Source organism: Virgibacillus proomii, from assembly GCF_018916875.1.
Taxonomy (GTDB): Bacteria; Bacillota; Bacilli; order Bacillales; family Amphibacillaceae; genus Virgibacillus; species Virgibacillus proomii_B.
The window spans coordinates 45,563-68,263 of record NZ_JAHLNO010000021.1 but is presented as its reverse complement, the minus strand read 5'-3'; the positions used below and the strand labels follow the sequence as shown (position 1 = coordinate 68,263).

At 34.7% G+C, this 22,701-nt stretch carries 23 protein-coding genes, 1 pseudogene and 1 riboswitch; of the genes and pseudogenes, 12 read left to right on the top strand and 12 right to left on the bottom strand.

Annotated elements, in window-relative coordinates:
- Window positions 1-536 precede the first annotated feature (536 nt).
- The 4 genes from KQI21_RS12345 to KQI21_RS12330 are packed head-to-tail and all read right to left on the bottom strand — an operon-like array spanning window position 537 to window position 4,283.
- Complete coding sequence (locus tag KQI21_RS12345; RefSeq protein WP_216484494.1) at window positions 537-1,547, bottom strand: FecCD family ABC transporter permease; 1,011 nt, start codon at window positions 1,545-1,547, stop codon at window positions 537-539.
- Complete coding sequence (locus KQI21_RS12340; RefSeq protein WP_373687670.1) at window positions 1,544-2,560, bottom strand: FecCD family ABC transporter permease; 1,017 nt, start codon at window positions 2,558-2,560, stop codon at window positions 1,544-1,546. The genes KQI21_RS12345 and KQI21_RS12340 overlap by 4 nt, the downstream gene beginning before the upstream one ends.
- A 3-nt stretch (window positions 2,561-2,563) precedes the next feature.
- Window positions 2,564-3,481: an iron-hydroxamate ABC transporter substrate-binding protein gene (locus tag KQI21_RS12335; protein ID WP_216484493.1), complete on the bottom strand. Its 918-nt coding sequence runs from the start codon at window positions 3,479-3,481 to the stop codon at window positions 2,564-2,566.
- Window positions 3,453-4,283, bottom strand: a complete 831-nt coding sequence (locus KQI21_RS12330; RefSeq protein WP_216484492.1) for an ABC transporter ATP-binding protein — start codon at window positions 4,281-4,283, stop codon at window positions 3,453-3,455. Before KQI21_RS12330 ends, KQI21_RS12335 begins: the two co-directional genes overlap by 29 nt.
- 224 nt (window positions 4,284-4,507) lie before the next feature.
- Here KQI21_RS12330 and KQI21_RS12325 point away from each other — a divergent pair, with 224 nt between their 5' ends.
- The 4 genes from KQI21_RS12325 to KQI21_RS12310 all read left to right on the top strand — a co-directional run bounded on the left by KQI21_RS12325 (window position 4,508) and on the right by KQI21_RS12310 (window position 8,244).
- Window positions 4,508-4,831 (top strand): hypothetical protein, encoded by a 324-nt coding sequence (locus KQI21_RS12325; protein WP_216484491.1) that lies wholly within the window; start codon window positions 4,508-4,510, stop codon window positions 4,829-4,831.
- Between the two features lie 292 nt (window positions 4,832-5,123).
- Complete coding sequence (locus tag KQI21_RS12320) at window positions 5,124-6,164, top strand: NAD(P)/FAD-dependent oxidoreductase (protein WP_216484557.1); 1,041 nt, start codon at window positions 5,124-5,126, stop codon at window positions 6,162-6,164.
- 167 nt (window positions 6,165-6,331) lie between these two features.
- Window positions 6,332-6,428: riboswitch (TPP riboswitch) on the top strand.
- Window positions 6,429-6,742: 314 nt separating this feature from the next.
- Window positions 6,743-7,408, top strand: coding sequence for a hypothetical protein (locus KQI21_RS12315; protein ID WP_216484490.1), 666 nt, complete (start codon window positions 6,743-6,745; stop codon window positions 7,406-7,408).
- A 71-nt stretch (window positions 7,409-7,479) separates the two neighbouring features.
- Window positions 7,480-8,244: a 3-oxoacyl-ACP reductase gene (locus KQI21_RS12310; protein ID WP_216484489.1), complete on the top strand. Its 765-nt coding sequence runs from the start codon at window positions 7,480-7,482 to the stop codon at window positions 8,242-8,244.
- Window positions 8,245-8,803: 559 nt separating this feature from the next.
- On the opposite strand, the gene KQI21_RS12305 is transcribed toward KQI21_RS12310, so the two are convergent.
- Complete coding sequence (locus KQI21_RS12305; protein WP_216484488.1) at window positions 8,804-9,139, bottom strand: DoxX family protein; 336 nt, start codon at window positions 9,137-9,139, stop codon at window positions 8,804-8,806.
- A gap of 111 nt (window positions 9,140-9,250) precedes the next feature.
- On the opposite strand from KQI21_RS12305, the gene KQI21_RS12300 reads away from it, so the two are divergent.
- Entirely contained in the window at window positions 9,251-9,577 is a 327-nt protein-coding gene (locus tag KQI21_RS12300; protein ID WP_216484487.1) for a winged helix-turn-helix transcriptional regulator, read from the top strand.
- A 297-nt stretch (window positions 9,578-9,874) separates the two neighbouring features.
- On the opposite strand, the gene KQI21_RS12295 is transcribed toward KQI21_RS12300, so the two are convergent.
- Entirely contained in the window at window positions 9,875-10,057 is a 183-nt protein-coding gene (locus KQI21_RS12295; RefSeq protein WP_216484486.1) for a hypothetical protein, read from the bottom strand.
- A gap of 216 nt (window positions 10,058-10,273) precedes the next feature.
- On the opposite strand from KQI21_RS12295, the pseudogene KQI21_RS17130 reads away from it, so the two are divergent.
- The 7 genes and pseudogenes from KQI21_RS17130 (at window position 10,274) to KQI21_RS12265 (ending at window position 15,785) form a co-directional block, all read left to right on the top strand.
- Window positions 10,274-10,442, top strand: a pseudogene (locus KQI21_RS17130) (Imm70 family immunity protein).
- 445 nt (window positions 10,443-10,887) lie between these two features.
- Window positions 10,888-12,375, top strand: a complete 1,488-nt coding sequence (locus KQI21_RS12290; RefSeq protein WP_216484485.1) for a BglG family transcription antiterminator — start codon at window positions 10,888-10,890, stop codon at window positions 12,373-12,375.
- 24 nt (window positions 12,376-12,399) lie between these two features.
- Window positions 12,400-12,828 carry a PTS sugar transporter subunit IIA gene (locus tag KQI21_RS12285; RefSeq protein ID WP_216484484.1) on the top strand — a complete coding sequence of 143 codons (429 nt, stop codon included), beginning with the start codon at window positions 12,400-12,402 and terminating at the stop codon, window positions 12,826-12,828.
- 33 nt (window positions 12,829-12,861) lie between these two features.
- Window positions 12,862-13,317: a PTS sugar transporter subunit IIA gene (locus KQI21_RS12280; RefSeq protein ID WP_216484483.1), complete on the top strand. Its 456-nt coding sequence runs from the start codon at window positions 12,862-12,864 to the stop codon at window positions 13,315-13,317.
- 25 nt (window positions 13,318-13,342) lie between these two features.
- Entirely contained in the window at window positions 13,343-14,683 is a 1,341-nt protein-coding gene (locus tag KQI21_RS12275; protein ID WP_216484482.1) for a PTS galactitol transporter subunit IIC, read from the top strand.
- 97 nt (window positions 14,684-14,780) lie between these two features.
- The gene (locus tag KQI21_RS12270) at window positions 14,781-15,065 is read left to right on the top strand and encodes a PTS sugar transporter subunit IIB (protein WP_216484481.1); all 285 of its coding nucleotides are present in this window, start codon (window positions 14,781-14,783) and stop codon (window positions 15,063-15,065) included.
- A 39-nt stretch (window positions 15,066-15,104) separates the two neighbouring features.
- The gene (locus KQI21_RS12265) at window positions 15,105-15,785 is read left to right on the top strand and encodes a triose-phosphate isomerase (protein ID WP_216484480.1); all 681 of its coding nucleotides are present in this window, start codon (window positions 15,105-15,107) and stop codon (window positions 15,783-15,785) included.
- 179 nt (window positions 15,786-15,964) lie between these two features.
- Here the strand turns inward: KQI21_RS12265 and KQI21_RS12260 are convergent, their stop codons facing one another.
- The 6 genes from KQI21_RS12260 to KQI21_RS12235 all read right to left on the bottom strand — a co-directional run bounded on the left by KQI21_RS12260 (window position 15,965) and on the right by KQI21_RS12235 (window position 22,701).
- Complete coding sequence (locus KQI21_RS12260) at window positions 15,965-17,305, bottom strand: PTS galactitol transporter subunit IIC (RefSeq protein WP_216484479.1); 1,341 nt, start codon at window positions 17,303-17,305, stop codon at window positions 15,965-15,967.
- 24 nt (window positions 17,306-17,329) lie between these two features.
- The gene (locus KQI21_RS12255; protein WP_253291463.1) at window positions 17,330-17,785 is read right to left on the bottom strand and encodes a PTS sugar transporter subunit IIA; all 456 of its coding nucleotides are present in this window, start codon (window positions 17,783-17,785) and stop codon (window positions 17,330-17,332) included.
- 699 nt (window positions 17,786-18,484) lie between these two features.
- Window positions 18,485-18,904: an arsenate reductase (thioredoxin) gene (gene arsC, locus KQI21_RS12250; protein ID WP_216484477.1), complete on the bottom strand. Its 420-nt coding sequence runs from the start codon at window positions 18,902-18,904 to the stop codon at window positions 18,485-18,487.
- A gap of 407 nt (window positions 18,905-19,311) precedes the next feature.
- Window positions 19,312-20,601, bottom strand: coding sequence for an arsenic transporter (locus KQI21_RS12245; protein ID WP_216484476.1), 1,290 nt, complete (start codon window positions 20,599-20,601; stop codon window positions 19,312-19,314).
- Between the two features lie 30 nt (window positions 20,602-20,631).
- Entirely contained in the window at window positions 20,632-20,964 is a 333-nt protein-coding gene (locus KQI21_RS12240) for an ArsR/SmtB family transcription factor (RefSeq protein WP_216484475.1), read from the bottom strand.
- 1,044 nt (window positions 20,965-22,008) lie between these two features.
- The gene (locus tag KQI21_RS12235; protein WP_216484474.1) at window positions 22,009-22,701 is read right to left on the bottom strand and encodes an ABC transporter permease; all 693 of its coding nucleotides are present in this window, start codon (window positions 22,699-22,701) and stop codon (window positions 22,009-22,011) included.

Sequence of the window (22,701 nt, the reverse complement as noted above, 5' to 3'; positions counted from 1 at the left end):
GCTATAGCAAAAATAATTCTATTACGCAATTTTATCGCAAGGTGTTAACTACTTTACATTGTATCGTAATATCATTGCATGTTAAACATCTTAAATTACTAATATTTTCATCTTTATCCAATTTATAGTAACCTGTTAAACAACGTTTTTTCATACTTTGTTCAACCAATGAAAGCTGAAAAGCTATAACCAGGAGCCTTGTTCATATAGAAGCAATTAAAAAGAGGATGGCTAAATAAACAAAGATGGCAGTGGATTAAACATTAGAAACTATATATCAGTGTATTTCATTTTTTTTATTCCATGCTATTAAAACTGTTTATTTTTATTTAGCAAAAACTGACTAGTATCGTTCTAGTAGTTACAACACGTATTAAAAAATATTGAGTACAAAATTTAATTTTTACCGTGTGTTTATTTTCAGATTCATTGCTTCTGAAATTTTCACTTGGATCTACTGCTCCCATAGAAAGGATATATACCTCAATAATTCAAGTCACACAAGTAGGCGAGTAAGTCTCTGCCCACTCGCCTTGTCACTTGCTTCGTAGTAATAGATAAATGAAATATGGTGCACCAATAATAGCAACAACAATTCCTGTTGGGATTCCATCAGGTGGTAGAATGTTTCTGCCAATTGTATCTGCTATTAATAATAACCAACCGCCAATTAAAACAGCGATAGGCAAGAATAACTGGTGTCTTGGACCCACAAGTCCTCTTGCGATATGCGGTGCCATTAAACCAATAAATGCAATACCGCCTGTGACAGAAACGGTGGCCGCTGCTAATGCTGCTGATACAATTAATAAGATAACTCTTTCTTTTTGAACTTGCATTCCAAGGCCGATTCCAACTGGTTCACTCATACCAAAAATATTTAATTGATACGATTTCATGTATGCATATGGAAATAAAATTAGAATCCATGGAAATAGCGCCAGTATGAACGGCCAGTCCGTCCCCCATATATTTCCTGCCAGCCAGTTCGCAATAAAGTCCACTTTTTCTCTTTTAGCACCGGACATGAGTACGACCATTAAACCAGAAAATGCCATCGAAAATCCGACTCCAACAAGGACAAGATGTACAGGCTTTACTCCCGTTTTCCTTTGATAAGAAAATAAGTAGATTAATATTACAGTGGTCATTGCTCCTATAAAAGCAACGATTGGTATCATATAAACAAAATTTCCAATCTCCATTGGCATGAATAAAAAGAATACTGCAATGGCTACCCCCGCTCCGGAGTTGATGCCAATGATTCCTGGATCGGCCAAGTCGTTTCGTGTTAATCCTTGTAGAATAGCTCCTGAAAGTGCCAGCGCCATCCCAGCTAATACAACAATAATAAGCCGTGGTAAGCGAATCGAGAAAAAGACAAAATCTTCTTTGAAAGTTCCATCACCCAAGATAGTCGGAATTAAGCGATCAATAGACACGGATGACGGACCAACACCGATTGCTATAATGGAAGTGATGAAAATGAGCACTACTAAAATGAGTATAATGATACGTTGTTTTCGTACCAGATGTGATGAGATCATTGTAATGCTCTTCCTCCTTTTCGAACAACAAATAGAAAGAATGGAAGACCAAGAACAGCTACAATGGAAACAACTGGCGTTTCCATTGGTGCGTGGATAGTTCGACCAACCAAGTCTGCAAGTAACATAAAGATGGCGCCGGTAAAAATGGACATCGGAATAATTTGACGATAATCTACACCGACTATTACTCGTACGATGTGTGGGATCATTAATCCGATAAACGCCAGATTGCCAACTAAGGCTACTGCAGCACCTGCTAAAATGACAATAACGATAAATAATAACCAGCGAATCCGCTTCGTTTCTTGTCCTAAGCCAATGGCAACCTCTTCATTTAAGCTTAAAATGGTAACCTGTCGAGAAAGGAATAAGGCAATTACCAACCCTAAAATAATAAATGGAACAATAATAGATAATTGATGCCAGGTAGTTCCAATTGCACCACCTGCAGTCCAAAGGGAAATGTTTTTCGAAAGTTTGAAATATAACCCGATACCATCGGCTACAGCTTGAAGAAAGATAGAAATTGCCGCACCTGCTAAGACTAACTTTACAGGGGTAAATCCACCTTTTTTTATCGATCCGATACCAAAGACAAGCCCAGCCCCCATGGCGGCACCAATAAAACATGTGATCATAATACCAAATGTATCTACTTTTGGTAAAAGTGCTAGCGCAAATGCTAATGCTGCATTTGCGCCGGATGTTAAACCAAGTAAACCTGGATCTGCTAATGGATTTCGTGTCATTCCTTGCATAATCGCACCTGATACAGCTAGTGCAGCACCAACAAACATCACTGCAACTTCTCGCGGCAAGCGAATATCTCGGATAACAGAATAACCATCCCTATTATCTTGATGAATAAGCGCAGAAAAAACATCGCTAAAGCTAGTCTCTTTTGCTCCTACTTTTGTTGCAATAATGAAGGTGAATAAGCATAAAGTGATGGCTATTATTAATTTGATTGTGAAAGCTGAATCATTGATTTCTTTTTCCACTTGCTTCACTTTTTACTCCCCTAAAAATTTTTCTTTAAAGAACTCGAGTTGAAAATCAAGTGTGGATGCATCATTGAAATAAAACTTCTTCCCATCAATGACGAATACATTTCCTTTTTTTACAGCCGGGATACTTTGGAAAATGTCTGATTTTAAGTATGAGGTATCTTTCGCACCGGATTGATCACTAATAATTAAATAATCACCAGCAAATTTCGGAATTACTTCTTCTGAAAGTGCATAATATCCGTCTTTTAAGGCGTGTTTCTTCACAGGCTCCGTCATTTTCAGCCCCATTGCTTGATATAAAATTTCTGTACCTCTACCCCAGTTATTACCAAATACATACCATTGTTTATCAAATTTTTCGATTACCGAAACGGTTGTATCTTCGCCGATTTTTGCTTTGATTTGTTTACCTACTTCAGCAGTTTCTTGCTTAAAGTTCTCTACCCACTCGCGTGCTTCTTTTTCTTTATTCACTAGCCTTCCAATTTCAATATGTTGTGTTAAATAATCTACTTTTCCATAAGTATAGGTGACAGTCGGCGCAATTTCTTTTAATTTATCCAAGTTTTTTGTGGTAGATAAACCAATGATTAAATCCGGTTCTAATTCGATTATTTTTTCTAAATTATCCTCTGAAACGGTGTCAACATCTTTTAATTCTTTAAATCGGGGATTATCTTTTGCCCATGAATCAACTCCAACCACATTGATCCCAAGTTTCAATAAATCACCAGTAAATTGACTTAGTACGACAACACGCTTTGGATGGGCCGGGACTTTAATAGGACCGTTCTCCGATTGATATGTGATCGTATCTTTTTCCGTTTTACTTGATTTATCATCTTTGTTCTTTTCTTCGTCGGTATTACAAGCACTAAGTAAAAGAATGATACTAAATAGCAGTATTAATAGTCTTTTCATGATTGTTTTTCTCCTTTTGTTTTACAAGATCATAGGTCATACACATCGGCCTTCCTGTACGTGGATCTTTTCCAATCTCACCATCAATTTCATACACATGTAGCAACATTTCCTTTGTAAATACTTCCTCTGGACTACCGGATTGAATAATTTGACCTGCACGCATGGCGATTAAAAAGTCACTAAAACGAGCAGCTTGATTAATATCATGCAGCACCATGACGATCGTACGTCCTTCTTCTTTATTCAGTCGTTCCAATAATTGTAAAACATCCAGTTGATGTGCCATATCAAGATATGTTGTTGGTTCATCGAGTAAAATAATATCGGTCTCTTGTGCTAGAGCCATTGCAATCCATACACGTTGTCTTTGTCCTCCAGATAACTCATCAACCGTTCGATGTTTAAACGGTAAAATAGCAGTTACTTCCATTGCCCAATGAATAGCTTCTATATCTTGCTGCTTTAATCTGCCAAATCCGTTTTGATGTGGGAAGCGCCCATAAGATACTAATTCCCCAACCGTTAACCCACTTGCACTATCCGTTGTTTGCGGGAGAATTGCCATTTTCTTTGCAACGTCTTTTGTCTTCATGGTTGCAATTTGGGAACCGTCTAAAAGCACCGTTCCTCCTTCATATGGAATAATTCTAGTAATTGCTTTTAACAAAGTAGATTTTCCACAACCATTACTACCAATAATAGAAGTAATCTGTTTATCTGGAATTTTAACAGATAAATTCTCTACAATCGGTTCTTTACCATAACCAACACTTAAGTCGTTCGCCGCTAAACGAAACATCATATACTCACCTCTGCTTATTTTCACAACTAAATTTTGATAATGACCATTTGATAATACACCGGTTGATAATCGGCTACAGTTTTTATAAATTATCCCGCATCTAAGGTGTCGTCAGACTTTTACTTCAAGAATTTATAGAGAATACGAAGAAGTAAAGTCTAAGCGTGAGATAACGGCACTAAATGCCCTATTCGTTTGGGTGACAGGACTAGAGATACTGCTTGAATAGACATCGTACGCAGAAAAGTGCTTTTCTTTTCAAGGATAAGGAAAGCTACGTCAGCGACACATCGCACGCAGAAAAAGCGTTTTTCTTTTTCAAGGATAAGGAAAGCTACGTCAGCGACACATCGCACGCAGAAAAAGCGTTTTCCTTTTTCAAGGACAAGGAAAGCTACGTCAGCGACACATCGCACGCAGAAAAAGCGTTTTTCTTTTTCAAGGATAAGGAAAGCTACGTCAGCGACACATCGCCGCAGAAAAAGTGTTTTTACTTTTTCAAGGGCGCCCGAGCCTTTGTTTTACTTCTTATTAGTATTGAATAAAGAAAACCCGTATTGAATAAAGTTTCACTTTAAATTGAATTTATATATCAATAATTGATAATGATTATCATTAAAAAATGATATATTTTTTTCTCATAATTGTCAATCACTTTCTAGTGAGAATACTATATAAATTAAAGTAAAAAATACTTTATAAGTTCATAACATAGTTTGATATTTTTCACTAATAGACAAAATATTTATATGAAAGGTTGAATCATATCTTAAAATATTGTACGATAAGTGCAACTGATAATCATTTTCATTTGTGAGGAGCATATAAATGGTACATATTCCTGATTCAGACCTTTATGATATTACAATTATTGGAGGAGGCCCCGCTGGTTTATTTTCCGCATTTTACAGTGGACTTCGAGAAATGAAAACAAAAATCATTGAGTACCATTCTTTTCTTGGTGGTAAAGTTCATGTATATCCTGAAAAAATTGTGTGGGATATCGGAGGGCTGCCTCCTATTCCTGGACTGCAATTAGTAGAAAATCTAACACAACAAGGACTTACATTTGATCCTGAAGTGGTACTTAATGAGGAAGTTATCTCTATAGATAAAAATGAGGAAGGTATATTTATCGTAGAAGCAGCATCAGGAAATAGACACTATTCCAAGACAGTAATTGTTGCAGTTGGCGGAAATCCTAAACGGTTACCGCTTCATAATGCGAGGGATTTTGAAGATACCAATTTACATTATGCTGTTAAATATTTGAAGGACTTTAAAAATAAACGCGTGCTTATTTCTGGTGGTGGTAACGCTGCAACCGATTGGGCAAAGGAATTATCAGGCATTGCAAAAGAAGTCTATATTGCTTGCCGTAGTGATTTTTCCTGTCATGAATCCCAGATTACATATCTCAAAAATAATTCTGTCGTTTGTTTTACACAAACAGAAATGACGAAATTAGAAGCTAATCGTGCTGGTGACCGTATCGAGGCAGTTGAACTCACAAACCGAGAATCTGGTGCTGTACAGCATTTACTAGTTGATGAGGTAATTGTAAACCACGGTTATGAGCGGGATACTTCATTACTAGAAAACAGCCCACTCGATATTCAAATTTCGGATAACTATTTCATAGCTGGATCAAGCAGCAGTGAAAGCTCTGTTCCCGGTTTATTCGCTGCTGGAGATATTTTACACCACGATGGAAAACTGCATCTAATTGCTGGTGCTTTTCAGGACGCAGCAAATGCAGTTAATCAAGCCAAGCTTTACCTTGAACCTGAAGCAACCAAAACTGCAATGGTATCCTCTCATAATGAAAAGCTTTATAAGAGAAACGAAAAGATTGTTGAAGATTTATTAAAAGAATAAAGTAATGTAAAAAACTTGGAAGTTTCCAAGTTTTTTATAATCCGTGTAATGTTAAGCCACGGATGAACAGGTTACGACCTAAACTCTATTGAGATAAAATGATACACATGATCTTAGATTCTTGCTTGTTTCTCACGATATGATAGACTAATCTGTAACAATAATATATAGAACACTAGGGGAGCTATAGCTGAGAAGAGAAAACTCTGACCCTTTGAACCTGATGCAGTTAAAGCTGACGTAGGGAAGTGACTACCATTGATATTTCTTTTATTGTCATGAGATCACTACCTTGGGTGATCTTTTTTTGTATAGAAAAATTATAAAATTCTGCGACTGTGGATAACTTTTTAAAAAGTAGCTTGAGCCGTCTAGCTTAAGCGCTCGTGTCGTTAGCAACCCTCGAACTTCTTTCACCGATAAGTCAACATCGACTCGAATATAAAGGAAGTCCGACTAAAAGCGGGCTTGCTGTAAAGCGTCGGCATACCCTTGTTTTAGAGGTATGTTTCTTTTATCCCAGATGTAAGAAACCGTAATTTTTTTATTTCAAAAACCTGCTTATAATGTTGAGAAAAATGGCTTCTAGACCCCTGAATTGTTTGGGGCGACAGGACAAGAAAAGCTTCGACAGCGATACTTCGCACACAGAAAAAGCGTTCTTCTTTTTCAAGGACAAGAAAAGCTTCGACAGCGATACTTCGCACACAGAAAAAGCGTTCTTCTTTTTCAAGGACAAGAAAAGCTTCGACAGCGATACTTCGCACACAGAAAAAGCGTTCTTCTTTTTCAAGGACAAGAAAAGCTTCGACAGCGATACTTCGCACACAGAAAAAGCGTTCTTCTTTTTCAAGGACAAGAAAAGCTTCGACAGCGATACTTCGCACACAGAAAAAGCGTTCTTCTTTTTCAAGGACAAGAAAAGCTTCGACAGCGATACTTCGTACGCAGAAAAAGTGTTCTTCTTTTTCAAGGACAAGAAAAGCTTCGACAGCGATACATCGCACGCAGAAAAAGTGTTCTTCTTTTTCAAGGACAAGAAAAGCTTCGACAGCGATACATCGCACGCAGAAAAAGTGTTCTTCTTTTTCAAGGACAGAGTTGCTACGACAGCAATACATCGCGGTTTTTCAAGGACAAGAAAAGCTATGGTAGCGGCGCATAGTGATTTTTCAAGGAGAAAAGCACTCCTTGAATGTCAGCAGCTCTGCCGTTTGTACGTCACTAACCTGAGCGCTTTCTAGCTGCTTTTGTTCGATGTTGGAAAAACTATCATTTCGTTGATCAAACTTTAATTACGAAGGAGTTGTTTGGTATGGAAATTAAGGAACAGATTATCTTAGTTACAGGAGCAAGTAGAGGGCTTGGAGCAGCTATTGCCAAAGCTTTTGGGAGAGTTGGTGCAAAAGTAGTTGTCAACTACTTTACGAATAAGGGAAAAGCTGAAGAAGTGGTTGAGCAGATTGGAAGCGATCATGCCCTTGCTATTAAGGCAGATGTTCGTAGTCAGGAAGAAGTAAATGCATTGTTTATAAAGGCGAAGAAACATTTTAGGAAGCCAATTACAACGATTGTAAATAATGCACTTATTGATTTTACATTTAATGGTGAGTTACGTAATAAGTTAGATTCGATAAAGTGGAGTGAGTTCGAAACACAATTTGAAGGAAGTGTAAAGGCTGCGTTCCACACACTGCAAGCAGGAAGAGCAGATATGGTCAAGCAAAAGTTTGGTCGTATCATTAATATTGGAACGAATCTTGTGCAACATCCAGTCGTTCCCTATCACGATTATAATACTGGAAAAGCTGCTTTACTTGGTTTTACTCGGTCCATGGCTAAAGAACTTGGTCCAGATGGGATTGCAGTGAACATGGTATCTGGTGGTTTGTTAAGTAAAACAGATGCGAGTGCTGAAACTCCGGATGCCGTTTTTGAGCTGATTAAAGAAGGCACCCCTCTACGAAAAGTGACAACGCCCGAAGATGTCGCTGATGTTATTTTATTTTTTGCCTCTCCATGGAGTCGAGCCGTAACGGGGCAAAATCTGGTGGTCGATGGCGGCTTAGTCATGGATTAAAAAATTGTACAATATTATTAAAGCGTAGTCATTTTTTGTTGTCTTATTCCTTTATTATTTAGAACTCAATATCTGGATAAAATAGATAGAAACGGTATTATTACTGCTTTATCAAATCAAAACTAGCACAAAGTGAAGGATAAGTTTATAAAAGTATAAATGAATAATTTAATATCCTAAAAAGGTAACTTTAAAAAACGGTTGAAACTTTACATGCAAACCGCTAAATTACTCAATTTATTTGGAGATCTAGAACCGCTTTAACTTATATTTTTATGCAATTTAGACATTTAAATTGTTTAGTGGGCAGATAACTTAAATAATTCATTACTATGCCCATAAAATAGGTTATAAAATAGTATTTACTTATCAAAGAAAAAACATCTTTCTTTATGTGTCCAAATATGGAAGGCCCACTATAAAACAAGTTCCAAACGGCGATCCCCCTAGAAGTTAGATTTTTTACTCTAACTTCTGGGGCATTACCAACTGTCGGAGCTTGTTTCCATAGAAAGGAAATTATCTTTATTATATCAAAGCATTGACTGTAATCATGTCATTAGATATTTAAAAATGATACGAATACAGATAAAATTAGAAAAACCACTGGCATTCCTGATTGGGAAAGAGGATCTTTTGCACGGATATGTGTAATAATAGCAAAAAACATAATAATTGCTATCCAAATTCCTGACAGGGCAGCCACAATTGGATACCATATTCCGACAATCAACCCGATAGCTCCAATCCATTCGAAGATTCCTGTCACAATTCGAAACCACTGCGGCAACCCAAAATGGTTGAACCCTTCTACCATTTTTTCGGAAGTGAATTTCATTAAACCAAACATAAAAAAGCCTAATGCTAAAATGATTTGTATAATAATTGCTAACATAATAATAGTGCCTCCATTTCTTATATTACATTATAGCCTGTATAGTATTTAATGGAAGTAGGCACTTAAAAGTGGTATAGTATCAAAAAAGATACTTAAGGGGATTTGTGTATGCAAGACAATACATGCAATGGTGTTGAAGTTGCTATAGAAGCGATTGTAGGAAAATGGAAACCGATAATTTTATATCACCTCATGGAAAATAAAATTATGAGATTCAATCAATTAAAGCGATCTATTCCAAAAATAACGCAAAAAATGTTGACATCACAGTTAAGAGAACTCGAGCAGCATAAAATAGTGCACCGAAAAGTGTATCCACAGGTACCACCGAAAGTTGAATATTCTTTAACGGAATATGGCCAAGAAGTGATTCCGATCTTGAAATCCATGCAGAAGTGGGGAACATCCCATAAAAATTATCTACAACAACCATAACAACATAAATAAATTTAAAGTAATTTTTGCCCTTCTTTACAGGAAAGGAAGGGCTACTTTTAGTTTTATACATATTTACTGGTTCTAAAAATATCGAAAGTATAGAAACAGTTAAAGAAAAAGGCATTATGTATAAAACATTCAAAGGACACGAAGCATGTTAATCTTCTTTTATACCTATTGATCACTTGAATTCTTTGAACGCATTTTTAGTAAATTCGTCTCCATATTCATTAATATGGTCACTTATCTTATTTGAGTTTTTTTCCAAAAAAGGGTGTATTTCAGTAGTATCAGCTATGCTGTATAGTCCATGCAGGTAATTAATTGTTCTCCAATTAAAAAACTGTCTTTTAGTTTTAATAGCACTGAAATCACTTCAGGGATACTCTCAAAAGTTTCTGTAGAAGTAAGGTTTTTAGTGATTTCTTCATAACAATCACTTGAATACCGCTCATTATCTTCTGTTTTCTTTCCCAATCTTTGAATGCATCCCATAGTTTTTTTCAATATTATCTACCATTATAATCACTTATTTATTCTTGAATTTAAAGTCATCGAATTTTTTCATTTCTTTTGTTATAACTCAAGTTTCCCATAAAAATAAGGTCTAATCCCATAAAATGCGGACTTTGTAGTTAATGTAGTATGCGTTCTTGACAAAAAGACTACTATAAGCAATACAGTCCTTGGGATATTGAAGATTTATCTAAACAACCTCCATTGAAAGACAATATTAGCTCTGAAATAACAGATATCGAATTACTTTGTTACAAGTGATGGCAGAGATTTAATCGAGGTTCGGAAAAGAGGATTACAGGATTCAATAAATGAAAAGATTGATTTAGAAATTGTAAGCCAATAAATCTGTAGGTGGCGAACATACGATAACTCTAATAAAAAATTAACCATCATTGCCTACTATTACGGATGGCTCTTTCTATAGGAATATGGTAATTTCTATTCTTCAATAAAATAGTTTCTGATCGGGTTATGCCTGTCCACTATGATTTTTTATGTTTTCGTTCACGTCACCACGCAACTGCACTCATAACACTTTCCTTCCAGGAATCATACGACTCTTTCCATTCTATTCTTTTATCCACCAAAGTAGTTCGAAAACATTCAAAAATATTGCTTAAGAGATTATCGCACGGATGACTAATAATGCATATGTGGATATCTGGATACCGCTTGACGAATGTGAGCATGTCTGAATAAATGTCCATTGCAACGGACATATTAAAGAAAAAAAAGCACAGATATATGTGATAAAATGAACTTAAAAGAAAGGAGGGTAGATAAATAAGATGTATTTAAGTGAGCGAGAACAGAGCATTATTGATATATTGCTTCAAGAAAACGCTTATATTCCTGCATCAAAAATTGCTGACGTATTAAGTGTTTCTACAAAGACAGTCTATCGAACCATAGATAAAATAAATAAAGATTCCGGTTCTCAACCATTAATTGATTCCAAACTTGGTGATGGATTCAAATTAAATTATGAGGAATATGTAAGAAAGAAATCAAATAAAGATGGTTTTGTTAAGAACTTCACGCCGGTAGAGCGAAGAAATCAGATTCTCATTGATTTACTGTTTAGATCACCAAATCCAATAAAAACGACAGACATTTATAATAAATATTTTGTTAGCGAGACAGTTATATATAATGATATCACGATGCTTAATGAAAGACTAGAAAATGATAACTTAAATATATTGAGAAGAGGCAAATATATTTCAATAAATGGAAATGAGGTTGATATAAGGAAAGTACTAATTAATACGATTAATATTTTTAATTTAGATAATCTTTTATCTAAAGAAAGTCTTAATCAATCCGATACAGAATTTATCATTTCTAACATAAATAGAATGGAAAGCCAACTAAATGTTACGATTCCGTATCCATATAATATAAATATCTTCTCGCATCTATATATATTAATTAACAGATTTCGAGAGGGAAAAGTAAATGTAGAAAAAATGATAGATGAGCTGAATAAACCCTATAGAAATTTAATTCAAGAAAATATGGAAATTTTTGAGTGGGCAAAGGGTATCATAAGAAATATTTCAGATTACTTGAATATACACTTACCTGAAAATGAAGTGTGGTATTTATTTCAATATTTATTGTCGTCTCGTCTGTTAAACAATAATAGTAAAGGAAATATACAGATACGTAGAGGAATAGAAAGAGAAATAACCGAATTTTATATAAAAGAAGCAGGTAAAGCTTTGAGCAAAGATTTTGAAAAAGATATTGTATGGGAAGAATTAATAAATCATATAAGGCCAATGGTCAACCGGATGAAAAATAATATTCAAATAAAGAATAATTTGCTAGAAGAAATAGAAATAGAGTACGAAGAACTTTTTAATATTATTAAAGCCATTTCAAAAAACGCGGAAAATAAGTTTAAATTAGGAAAAATTAATAATGATGAGAATGGGTATTTGACTATATACTTTGCTAAATACTTGGAGCAAATGTCTGATACGAAGAGAATCGTTATTATTTGTACTAGTGGGATCGGGACTTCCGAATTACTAAAAGTAAAGGTAAAAAAGGCATTTCCAACTATTGAAATAGTGGATGTTCTTTCGACTACAGATTTTATTGACCACTATAATACGTATAATGATGTTGATTTTGTTCTTACCACAGTTAATTTGGAAGCGCTTGTAAAGGAAGTCCCCATATTAAAGGAAGTCCCTATAATATTAGTAAGTCCTGTTTTTGGAGATAGAGATAAAGAGATAGTAAGTACCTTCATAAAAAGTAAATAATAAAGGAAAGGTAAAGAGACTTGAATGTTTAAACTAAATGAGGATTTAGTTATTTTGTGTGATAAACCGGTTAATAAAGAAAATGTCATTAAACAAATATCATTATTATTGTATGAACAGGGTTACATCAGCAATATGGAACTTTTTATTGAACATGTACTCGAAAGGGAAAAGGCAGGATCGACATATATAGGAAATAATATAGCGATGCCGCATTGTGAATCAGCAAGTGTCGAATCAAATTCCTTTGTTATTTTTAAAAGTAACCAGCCCCTTAGTTGGAATGAACATAAAGTAAATATTGTAGCTTTGTTTGTACTCCATCCAAATAGCAGTTCTTTGGAAAAGCAATATTACAAGAAATATATAAAAGCACTTGGTGACGAAAAAATAGTAAAAGATTTGAAAAAAGCTAACGATAAGGAGAAGATCGTTATGTTATTTGAAAGTTAATAAAGGTAAATTTTAAAGAGAGAAGGATCTTTGATGTATTTTAATAAAGAAATAGTATTGTTTAATTTTGATGAAAGCTCTAAAGAACAGGCTTTAAGGGTCTTATCAGATTATTTTATTAAAAATGGTCTAGTTACATCAGATTTCTATGAAGGAATAATATCCAGAGAATCTAATTTTCCGACAGGATTATTTGTTAATGGAACTGGTGTTGCAATACCGCACACGGATAGTGAAAAAGTAATACATCCTCAGATTGGGTTTATGTCACTAAAAAAGCCTGTCAAATTTAGGGATATGGCCAATAAGGATAATGAAATAGATGTATCATTAATTTTTATGCTGGCATTAAAAAAATCGGATGAACAGTTGTCGATGCTGCAAAAGCTTGTTGATCTTTTCCAAAACGAAAGATCAGTCAACCAATTAAAAGAATGTACGTCACTGATTGAATTTAAAAACATAATGAAAAATGCAGGAATAGAATAAGGCTCTTTAAAAAGGAGGAGTTTCGATGCAAGTCTTTCAACAGGTAATTCAATGGTTTGTTGATTTAGGAGCAAGTGTCATGCTTCCAATTATTTTCTTGGTATTTGGCTTGATTTTAAGGATAAAGCCAGGGAAGGCCTTTAAATCTGCTTTAACCATTGGGATTGGTTTTATTGGATTGAATTTAGTCATTGGTCTTTTGACTGATAACTTAGGTCCAGCCGCTGAAGCAATGGTTAATAATTACAATTTATCGTTACAAACAATAGATGTTGGTTGGCCGGCAGCATCAGCGATTGCATATGGTACCCTTTTGGGAAGTATGGCAATAATTGTAGGTATTTTAGTAAATGTTGTATTACTTTTATTTGGATTGACCAAAACGTTGAATGTTGATATTTGGAACTTTTGGCATATTGCATTTACAGGATCAATAGTATATGCAGCAACAGCAAGCTTTGCTTTAGGTATTTTCACCATGATTACGCATTCCATGCTTCTCTATTTTATGGCGGATAAGAGTGCAATTTATGTTCAAGAATATTATCAGTTACCTAATATGTCATTTCCGCATGGTTCTTCGACGCCGGGTTTTCTTTTGGCATTACCATTGAACTGGGCTTTTGACCGAATCCCCGGTTTAAATAAAATAAATATCAGTCCTGAATTAGTTCAGAAAAGATTTGGTGTTTTTGGTGATACAACGGTTTTAGGTTTTATTATTGGAATAATTATTGGGTTATTAGCTGGTTATGATGTTAATAATACTTTAAATCTGGGTGTTGCAACAGGTGCTGTCATGTTGCTTATGCCTCGGATGGTTGCTTTATTAATGGAAGGGCTTACCCCTATTTCTGAAGCCGCAAGTAGTTGGGTGCAAAAAAGATTCCCCGGTAAAGAATTATATATAGGAATGGATAGTGCATTGGCTGTTGGTCAATCATCCGTTTTATCTGCTTCGCTATTATTGGTACCGATTGCATTACTGTTAGCAGTCATTTTACCTGGAAATACGGTACTGCCTTTAGGCGATTTAGCCACGATTCCTTTTATGATTTGTTTAATGGCGGCGGTCTTTAAGGGAGACATATTTCGTACCGTGATAGGAGGGGCATTATATATTGTTACAACACTGTATGTGGCATCTTGGGCAGCTCCGCTAATCACCAAGTCCGCAATTGCATCCAACTTTGATTTAGGAGGAAATTCCTCCATAAGTGTATTAAGTGATGGTGGTGCATGGACAACCATCTTATTTAGCGGTTTGGGAATAACTTGGTTAGGAATAGGATTCATTTTCGTTGTTGTCTTGTTTGCATTAATTTACCAAAGCAAGATCAAAGGCAGTAAAAAAATAGAGTCTTAAGTCTTGGATAAAACAAAAATTGGTAAACTTCTATATTAAGGTTTCACATGGAAATAGGGTTTGGAATTTATAAGTTAAATTTATGGGAGGAATTTAGATGAAAACATTATTAATCATGTGTGGAACGGGAGTTGCAACATCAACTGTCGTTACAGGTAAAATAAAAGATTGGCTCAAGGAAAATAATTTGGAAAACACAGTAAAATTATACCAAAGCAAAATTTCAGATGAGATAAATAGCATTGACAATTATGATGTAGTCATTAGTACAACCATTGTGCCTGATAATCTTAAAAGTAAGGTGATTAATGGAGTCCCTTTATTAACCGGGGTTGGCAAAGAGGACGTTTTTATTCAACTTAAAGAAAAGTTAACAAATTAATATCTTCATTAACAGAATACTAGAAAGGAAATTTTCAATATGATTAACTACAATTTTAAAAAACCGGTTTTTATTGTAAATCCTAAATCATATCTTTACGGAGATGATTTATTAAAGTTAGCTAAGATTTCAAATATATTGGCAGAAAAATATGATATTGACATACTATTTACAGGTCAATTAGTGGATCTGCCAAAGATAATAGAGAATACAAATAATTTAATCATTACTGCTCAACATATGGATTATTTAACGCCAGGAAGAGGTATGGGGCATGTACTTCCGGATGCTTTAAAAAATAGAGGCGTGAAAGCTGTAGTTTTAAATCATGCAGAAAATCCTTTAACTTTATCCAGCCTAGATAAAACAATTAGAAGAGCTGACGAATTGGGGCTTATTACAATTGTTTGTGCTGACACGGTAAAACAATGTAAGGCAGTTGCAGAGTTAGAGCCTAATATGATTATTTGTGAACCAACCAGTTTAATTGGAACCGGTACTACGAGTGAATCATCTTATCGAAAAGAAACAACATCTGCAATCAAACATGTGAATCCAGATATCCTGGTTCTTCAGGCAGCAGGTGTAAGTACCGGAGATGATGTAAGACAAGTTATCCAAGAAGGTGCTGATGGTACTGGTGGAACAAGCGGAATTATTAAGGCTCCTGATTGGGAAGCAAAATTAGAAGAAATGGTAAGTTGTTTATCCCGTATGTAAGGTGCCGTAAGACTCCCACTTCAAGAGCCTCGAGTTGATACAAAAGGGTCTAAGTGGGAGAAAACGGCACCTAAATGCCCGATTCGTTCAAAGGCCTTTAGGTCATACCCTTGTAGTACTAACATTCAGTAGGAGATGGAAGAAAACTCCTACTGATGAAGTTTCACTTTATCCAAGACTTAAGACTCTATTTTTTTACTGCCTTTGATCTTGCTTTGGTAAATTAATGCAAACAAGACAACAACGAAAATTAATCCTATTCCTAACCAAGTTATTCCCAAACCACCAAATAAAATGGTTGTCCATGCACCGCCATCACTTAATACACTTATGGAGGGATTTCCTCCTAAATCAAAGTTGGATGCGATTGCGGAATCGGTGATTAGTGGAGCTGCCCAAGATGCCACATACAGTGTTGTAACAATATATAATGCTCCCCCTATCACGGTACGAAGTATGTCTCCCCTAAAGACCGCTGCCATTAAACAAATCATAAAAGGAATTGTGGCTAAATCTCCTAAAGGTAGTACCGTATTTCCAGGTAAAATTACTGCTAACAGTAATGCAATCGGTACCAATAATAGCGAAGCGGATAAAACGGAGGATTGTCCAACAGCCAATGCACTATCCATTCCTATATATAACTCTTTACCGGGGAATCTTTTTTGTACCCAACTACTTGCGGCTTCGGAGATGGGGGTAAGCCCTTCCATTAATAAAGAAACCATCCGAGGCATAAGTAACATGACAGCACCGGTTACAACACCCAAATTTAAAGTGCCACTAACATCATAACCAGCTAATAACCCAATAATTATTCCAATAATAAAACCTAAAACTGTTGTATCACCAAAAACACCAAATCTTTTCTGAACTAATTCAGGACTGATATTTATTTTCTTTAAACCGGGGATTCGGTCGAAAACCCAGTTCAATGGTAATGCCAAAAGAAAACCCGGCGTCGAAGAACCATGCGGAAATGACATATTAGGTAACTGATAATATTCTTGAACATAATTTGCACTCTTATCCGCCATAAAATAGAGTAGCATCGAATGGGTAATCATGGTGAAAATACCTAAAGCAAAGCTTGCTGTTGCTGCATATACTATTGATCCTGTAAATGCAATATGCCAAAAGTTCCAAATATCAACATTCAACGTTTTGGTCAATCCAAATAAAAGTAATACAACATTTACTAAAATACCTACAATTATTGCCATGCTTCCCAAAAGAGTACCATATGCAATCGCTGATGCTGCAGGCCAACCAACATCAATTGTTTGTAACGATAAATTGTAATTATCAACCATTGCTTTAGCAGCCGGACCTAAGTTATCAGTCAAAAGACCAATGACTAAATTCAATCCAATAAAGCCAATACCAATGGTTAAAGCAGATTTAAAAGCCTTCCCTGGCTTTATCCTTAAAATCAAGCCAAATACCAAGAAAATAATTGGAAGCATGACACTTGCTCCTAAATCAAGAAACCATTGAATTACCTGTTGAAAGACTTGCATCGAAATCCTCCTTTTTAAAAATCCTTATTCTATTCCGGCATTTTTCATTATGTTTTTAAATTCAATAAGTGAATTACATTCTTTTAATTGATTTACTAATCTTTCGTTTTGAAAAAGATCAATAAGCTTTTGCAACATGGTTAACTGTTCATCCGATTTCTTTAATGCCAGCATAAAAATTAATGATACTTCTATTTCATTATCCTTATTGGCCATATCTCTAAATTTGACAGGTTTTTTTAGAGACATAAATCCAATCTGTGAATGTATTACTTTTTCACTATCCGTATGCGGTATTGCAACCCCCGTTCCATTAACGAATAATCCTGTTGGAAAATTAGATTCTCTGGATATTATTCCTTCATAGAAGTCTGATGTAACTAGACCATTTTTAATAAAATAATCCGATAAGACTCTTAAAGCCTGTTCTTTAGAGTTTCCATCAAAATTAAACAATACTATTTCTTTATTGAAATACATCAAAGAGCCTTCTTTCCAAAATTTCTTTTTATTAAAGATCAATAACCATTCATTGTATCTTTTATCTGTATATTTTGTTACCCACTTTTATTTCATATTTATCCTAGCCAATTTTTCAAAATTTATACAAGCAATATTAGCGTTACTAGTTGGATTTACGTTGGTGTCAGAACTTAGATGTTTCGAGATCTTACATCTAGCATTGGGTATTGATTTTTATTATTCGTTACAAATAGCTCCCAAATCCCATCGATTTTTTAGTTTCATATTCTATTTAAACAGCGAAGTTTTTGCCTATTGGGAGAGAATAAAAACAAAAAAGAAATTAACGGATAGATTTTTGATTTCCAGAAAAAAACTTTAACTTTTTCTAACGACTGGTTATGAACAAGCACGTTTAGTTGTAGCACACTTATCAGGAAATATTAATTCATCCCAGCAAACAAAAATAATATTACCTTCAATGTGGGGAGAAACAAGATAGTTTTATATTATATTTATTCTTCCTTATATTTTAATTTTTCTTTATTTATAAATTTTCCCATAATCAAATTGTACCTCCAAATTGTTCCAGTGCCCAAAATTTGGGGTGCAGTTCATAGCAGGTGGTTTTCTGTTTCGCACGCTGTCGCGTACTCAACGGACTCAAGTCACAAATGAAAAAACACCGAAGGACTTACTTTTGCCTTCGGTGATTTCTTATTTACCTTCTTCTGCAAACTTTTTTATTCTCTGCTCGATCTCATCTCTTACCCGTTGAAAAACAGCCCAATTTTCTTCTTCCGTTCCCTCTGCTTTTGCTGGATCGTCAAAACCCCAATGCCATCTTTTAACATGTGGCGGTGTCATTGGACAATTATCTTTAGCATCCCCACATAACGTAATTATAAGAGTTGCATTATTTAAAATTTCTGGATCAATGATATCGGAGATTTGATTAGAAATATCGATTCCCGCTTCTTTCATTGCTTTTACAGCGTTAGGATTTAGTCCATGTGCTTCAATACCTGCTGAATAAACATCATATTCGTCACTTAAATATTTTTTTCCAAACCCTTCTGCCATTTGACTCCGGCACGAATTTCCAGTACATAGAAAATAGATTATTTTTTTCCTCATCTAAATTCCCCTTGCTATTTTATTTTTCTTTTGGTTACCAATACTTTAGAAATACATCCTGTTAATGGAAAATAACACAACAACTCCAATTAATGGTAGGTAAGAATGTAAAGTTCCCAATCCTACAAATAAGAAAGACGCACTAAAATAATTATTCTAGGGAATATAAAGTGAAACTTCCATGAGTGGGGGTTTTCTTTTATCCCCCACTCATGGTTAGTACCGCAAGGGTATGACCTAAAGGCCCTTGAACGAATCGGCATTTAGGTGCCGTTTTCTACCACTTAGACCCTTTTGTATCAACTCAGGTCTTCTAAGCGGGAGTCTTACGGCACCTTACATGCGGGATAAATTCTTTCATTTTCCATATGTCCTTTCACAAAAGAATGATGCAGACTAAAACTTATTTAAAAAATCCATAACACCAGGAATAGTCCGATTAAGGTTATTAATAAAATTGGAATTGTTAAAATGATCCCTGTTTTAAAATAGGTCCCCCAGGATATTTTTACACCTTTTTGTGATAAAACATGGAGCCATACTAAAGTAGCAAGTGAGCCAATTGGTGTAATTTTCGGTCCTAAGTCAGAACCAACTACATTAGCATAAATAAGTGCTTCCTTCAATACACCAGATGTATTGGTTTCAGCAATCGCTAAAGCATCAATCATAACTGTCGGCATGTTGTTCATAATCGATGACAAAAATGCTGCAATAAAACCCATTGCTACTGTAGCAACGAATAAACTTTGTTCTGCTGTTGCTTGAATTACAGTTGATAACATACTAGTAAGTCCCACATTCCCTAATCCATATACTACTACATACATACCGATGGAGAAAAATACGATATTCCATGGCGCACCTTTAATTACTGTTTTAATATCAACTGCTTTACTGCTTCTCGCCATAAAAATAAAGAAAATCGCTATCGCCCCTGCAACAATAGAAACAGGTAGATGGATAAACTCACTTACAAAGTAACCTATAACTAACAATGTAAGAACATACCATGATAAGCGAAACATCTTTGGATCCCTAATAGCATTTGCAGGCTCACTTAACTTAGATATGTCATAGGATCTCGGAATACTTTTTCGAAAATATATTAGTAGAACGGTAATCGTTGCAGCTAATGAAAAAAAGTTAGGAATAATCATCCTAGAAGCATATTTCACAAACCCAATCCCAAAGAAGTCAGCTGAAACAATATTAACCAAATTACTAACGACAAAAGGTAGTGAAGTAGTATCTGCGATAAAACCGCTTGCCATGATAAACGGGAAAACCATTTTATCTTTAAAGTTTAAATTCCGTACCATAGCAAGAACAATCGGTGTAAGTATTAACGCTGCTCCATCATTCGCGAACAAGGCAGCCACAATTGCACCTAAAATACTTATATAGACAAACATCCTTATCCCATTGCCCTTTGCTATTCTTGCCATATGAAGTGCCGCCCATTCAAATAGTCCAACCTCATCCAAAATAAGTGAGATTAGAATAATGGCAATAAATGCAAGAGTTGCGTTCCAGACCATTTCAGTTACTGTTATTACATCACTAAATCCAACAACACCTACTATTAAAGCAATTATCGCTCCACCAATTGCCGACCAACCAATTGATAATCCTTTAGGTTGCCAAATTACAAAAATCAAAGTTGTTATAAAAATTAAACTAGCCCAATAAACCAATATAAATCTCCTTTCTATTTCGTCGCCAATTTATTCACAAAGGATTCTTTTTCCGTCAACAATCAAGGATTGAATATTCTCTGTTTTAGGGGGTAGCATGCTAATCAGATGAAGAAATAATGTATATAGTTCATGCTCCTTATTAAGAGAATAAAAGACCCACTTGCCTCTCCTTTCTTCCAAAATAATTTCAACCTGTCTCAATCTTTTTAAATGTTGACTAATGGATGGCTGACTCATTTGAAGAAGTTCAACCAATTCACAAACACAAAAGGAATCATAGGTCAAACAGGAAATGATTTTTAATCTAGTTTCTTCACCAATTGCTTTTAAAAATTTTTCAGCATTAGAATAAGTTATCATGAAATTCACCACCCTTACATAAGGATATGCTAATACATATAAATATGATAATTAATGATTAGTCATTGTAATCAATTGATGTAAATTAAATATAGGAATAGTATATAACTAAATGATTATATAATCAATTAGTTATATGACTTTTTTACACTATAGACTATAGGAAAGTAGGGAGCAGGTTGTTGTGGACCAAATTTCTGGAATAACTTTTATCAAAACAGCAAGAAGACGATAAAGGAGGAGTCATGAACGGAATAAATGTGAGTGTCGATAAAAGGGTAATTGATACTACTGAGAATATTACATTGGACTTTGAAGGAACAGAGAAAGATGGAGGGCTAATCCTTTAAAATAACAATAGCTGTTGTTTGAAAGCCATCAAGCTGATTATTAGAGATTGAATAGAAAACTATCTAAGCAAAAATAGGAGTAGAGATAAAACACCTACGCTTAACGTTGCAATGAAAATTGCTGTACTTTCACCTTTCCCGATACCACTAAAGCTATAAACCAGGCCTCGAAATGAAAGAAAAGACAAGATATCAATTTTTGGCCTACTAATTGTAAAAATATTTTGCATATAAAACTCACTACACAACAGTATAATCATATAAAAGGGAATGTTGACCAAAATAATCAATGATAACTTAAGTTTTCAATTTATTGTACTACCTCAAGATATTGTCTCAAATTTAAAAGCAGCTTTACATTTTAATAAAGATCTATTAACTATCTCAAGGTAGACGAACAAGTTTGCGTCGCCTAGTACATCGATTCAGAAAACTTTTCTTATTATGACTAACCTATCATATAAAGTGAAACTTCATTCAGTAGGAGTTTTCTTCCATCTTCCACTGAATGTTAGTACCACAAGAGTATGACCTAAAGACCCTTGAACGAATCGGGCATTTAGGTGCCGTTTTCTCCCACTTTAGACCCTTTTGTATCAACTCGAGGCTCTTGAAGTAGGAGTCTTACGGCACCTTACATGCGGGATAAAATAATAAGTTTGGATCGAAATCCCATACCTGCCGAATTGTTACCTTAAATAATATCTATTTTGTCTATTCTTCTAATTGACAAAAAAGCAATTAAAATACCAATGACCGCTAATAATAACGGAATATAAACAATCGAAGCTACAGAAAAGACTGGATTATGAGAACTAATTAAAAAAACGATTACAATTGACGAAATAATTGTTGCCGGGACAGATAATTTTCGCATTCCGAAATATAAACTAATTAAACTTGTTCCTGCTGCCGCAAAAGCAAATGTAATGATTGGAATAATTTGTTGGACTACCATTTCCAATGAAAGAGTACCTGGAATGATTTGAAAGTATGGATTCAATGCAAAAAATGAACCAAGAACAAAAAGATTAGAAATAATGATTGAAATAAAGGTTAAGGAGCCGACAATAAATAGTTTTACACCAATAAACTTCTTTCTATCAATAGGATACGTAAACAATACGGTTATTGTTTTATTTTTAAACTCTTCGATCACTAGTTTTACAATTAAAACCGCTGCAAAAATAATAAATGTGGCTCTTACAAATGCACCTATTATAATGAAAACTTCGTCGTAGTCAAGAAAGAAAACATTACCTTCCAACTTTTCAATATAACCAATGAAAAAAAGGGAAGAAAGGATTAGGATATTTGCAATAACTGCTCCCTTGACATACCAACCCATTTTCACTTTTTTGAATTCCAATTTCATTAATGTAAACAT

What these genes read in the sequence shown, in the direction of transcription:
- KQI21_RS12265 (WP_216484480.1), top strand. Translation starts at nt 15,105, where the DNA reads ATGATTAACTACAATTTTAAAAAACCGGTTTTTATTGTAAATCCTAAA.
- KQI21_RS12275 (WP_216484482.1), top strand. Translation starts at nt 13,343, where the DNA reads ATGCAAGTCTTTCAACAGGTAATTCAATGGTTTGTTGATTTAGGAGCA.
- KQI21_RS12345 (WP_216484494.1), bottom strand. Translation starts at nt 1,547, where the DNA reads ATGATCTCATCACATCTGGTACGAAAACAACGTATCATTATACTCATT.
- KQI21_RS12280 (WP_216484483.1), top strand. Translation starts at nt 12,862, where the DNA reads ATGTATTTTAATAAAGAAATAGTATTGTTTAATTTTGATGAAAGCTCT.
- KQI21_RS12300 (WP_216484487.1), top strand. Translation starts at nt 9,251, where the DNA reads ATGCAAGACAATACATGCAATGGTGTTGAAGTTGCTATAGAAGCGATT.
- arsC (WP_216484477.1), bottom strand. Translation starts at nt 18,904, where the DNA reads ATGAGGAAAAAAATAATCTATTTTCTATGTACTGGAAATTCGTGCCGG.
- KQI21_RS12285 (WP_216484484.1), top strand. Translation starts at nt 12,400, where the DNA reads ATGTTTAAACTAAATGAGGATTTAGTTATTTTGTGTGATAAACCGGTT.
- KQI21_RS12310 (WP_216484489.1), top strand. Translation starts at nt 7,480, where the DNA reads ATGGAAATTAAGGAACAGATTATCTTAGTTACAGGAGCAAGTAGAGGG.
- KQI21_RS12260 (WP_216484479.1), bottom strand. Translation starts at nt 17,305, where the DNA reads ATGCAAGTCTTTCAACAGGTAATTCAATGGTTTCTTGATTTAGGAGCA.
- KQI21_RS12255 (WP_253291463.1), bottom strand. Translation starts at nt 17,785, where the DNA reads ATGTATTTCAATAAAGAAATAGTATTGTTTAATTTTGATGGAAACTCT.
- KQI21_RS12270 (WP_216484481.1), top strand. Translation starts at nt 14,781, where the DNA reads ATGAAAACATTATTAATCATGTGTGGAACGGGAGTTGCAACATCAACT.
- KQI21_RS12235 (WP_216484474.1), bottom strand. Translation starts at nt 22,701, where the DNA reads ATGTTTACATTAATGAAATTGGAATTCAAAAAAGTGAAAATGGGTTGG.
- KQI21_RS12330 (WP_216484492.1), bottom strand. Translation starts at nt 4,283, where the DNA reads ATGTTTCGTTTAGCGGCGAACGACTTAAGTGTTGGTTATGGTAAAGAA.
- KQI21_RS12290 (WP_216484485.1), top strand. Translation starts at nt 10,888, where the DNA reads ATGTATTTAAGTGAGCGAGAACAGAGCATTATTGATATATTGCTTCAA.
- KQI21_RS12305 (WP_216484488.1), bottom strand. Translation starts at nt 9,139, where the DNA reads ATGTTAGCAATTATTATACAAATCATTTTAGCATTAGGCTTTTTTATG.
- KQI21_RS12335 (WP_216484493.1), bottom strand. Translation starts at nt 3,481, where the DNA reads ATGAAAAGACTATTAATACTGCTATTTAGTATCATTCTTTTACTTAGT.
- KQI21_RS12315 (WP_216484490.1), top strand. Translation starts at nt 6,743, where the DNA reads ATGGCTTCTAGACCCCTGAATTGTTTGGGGCGACAGGACAAGAAAAGC.
- KQI21_RS12240 (WP_216484475.1), bottom strand. Translation starts at nt 20,964, where the DNA reads ATGATAACTTATTCTAATGCTGAAAAATTTTTAAAAGCAATTGGTGAA.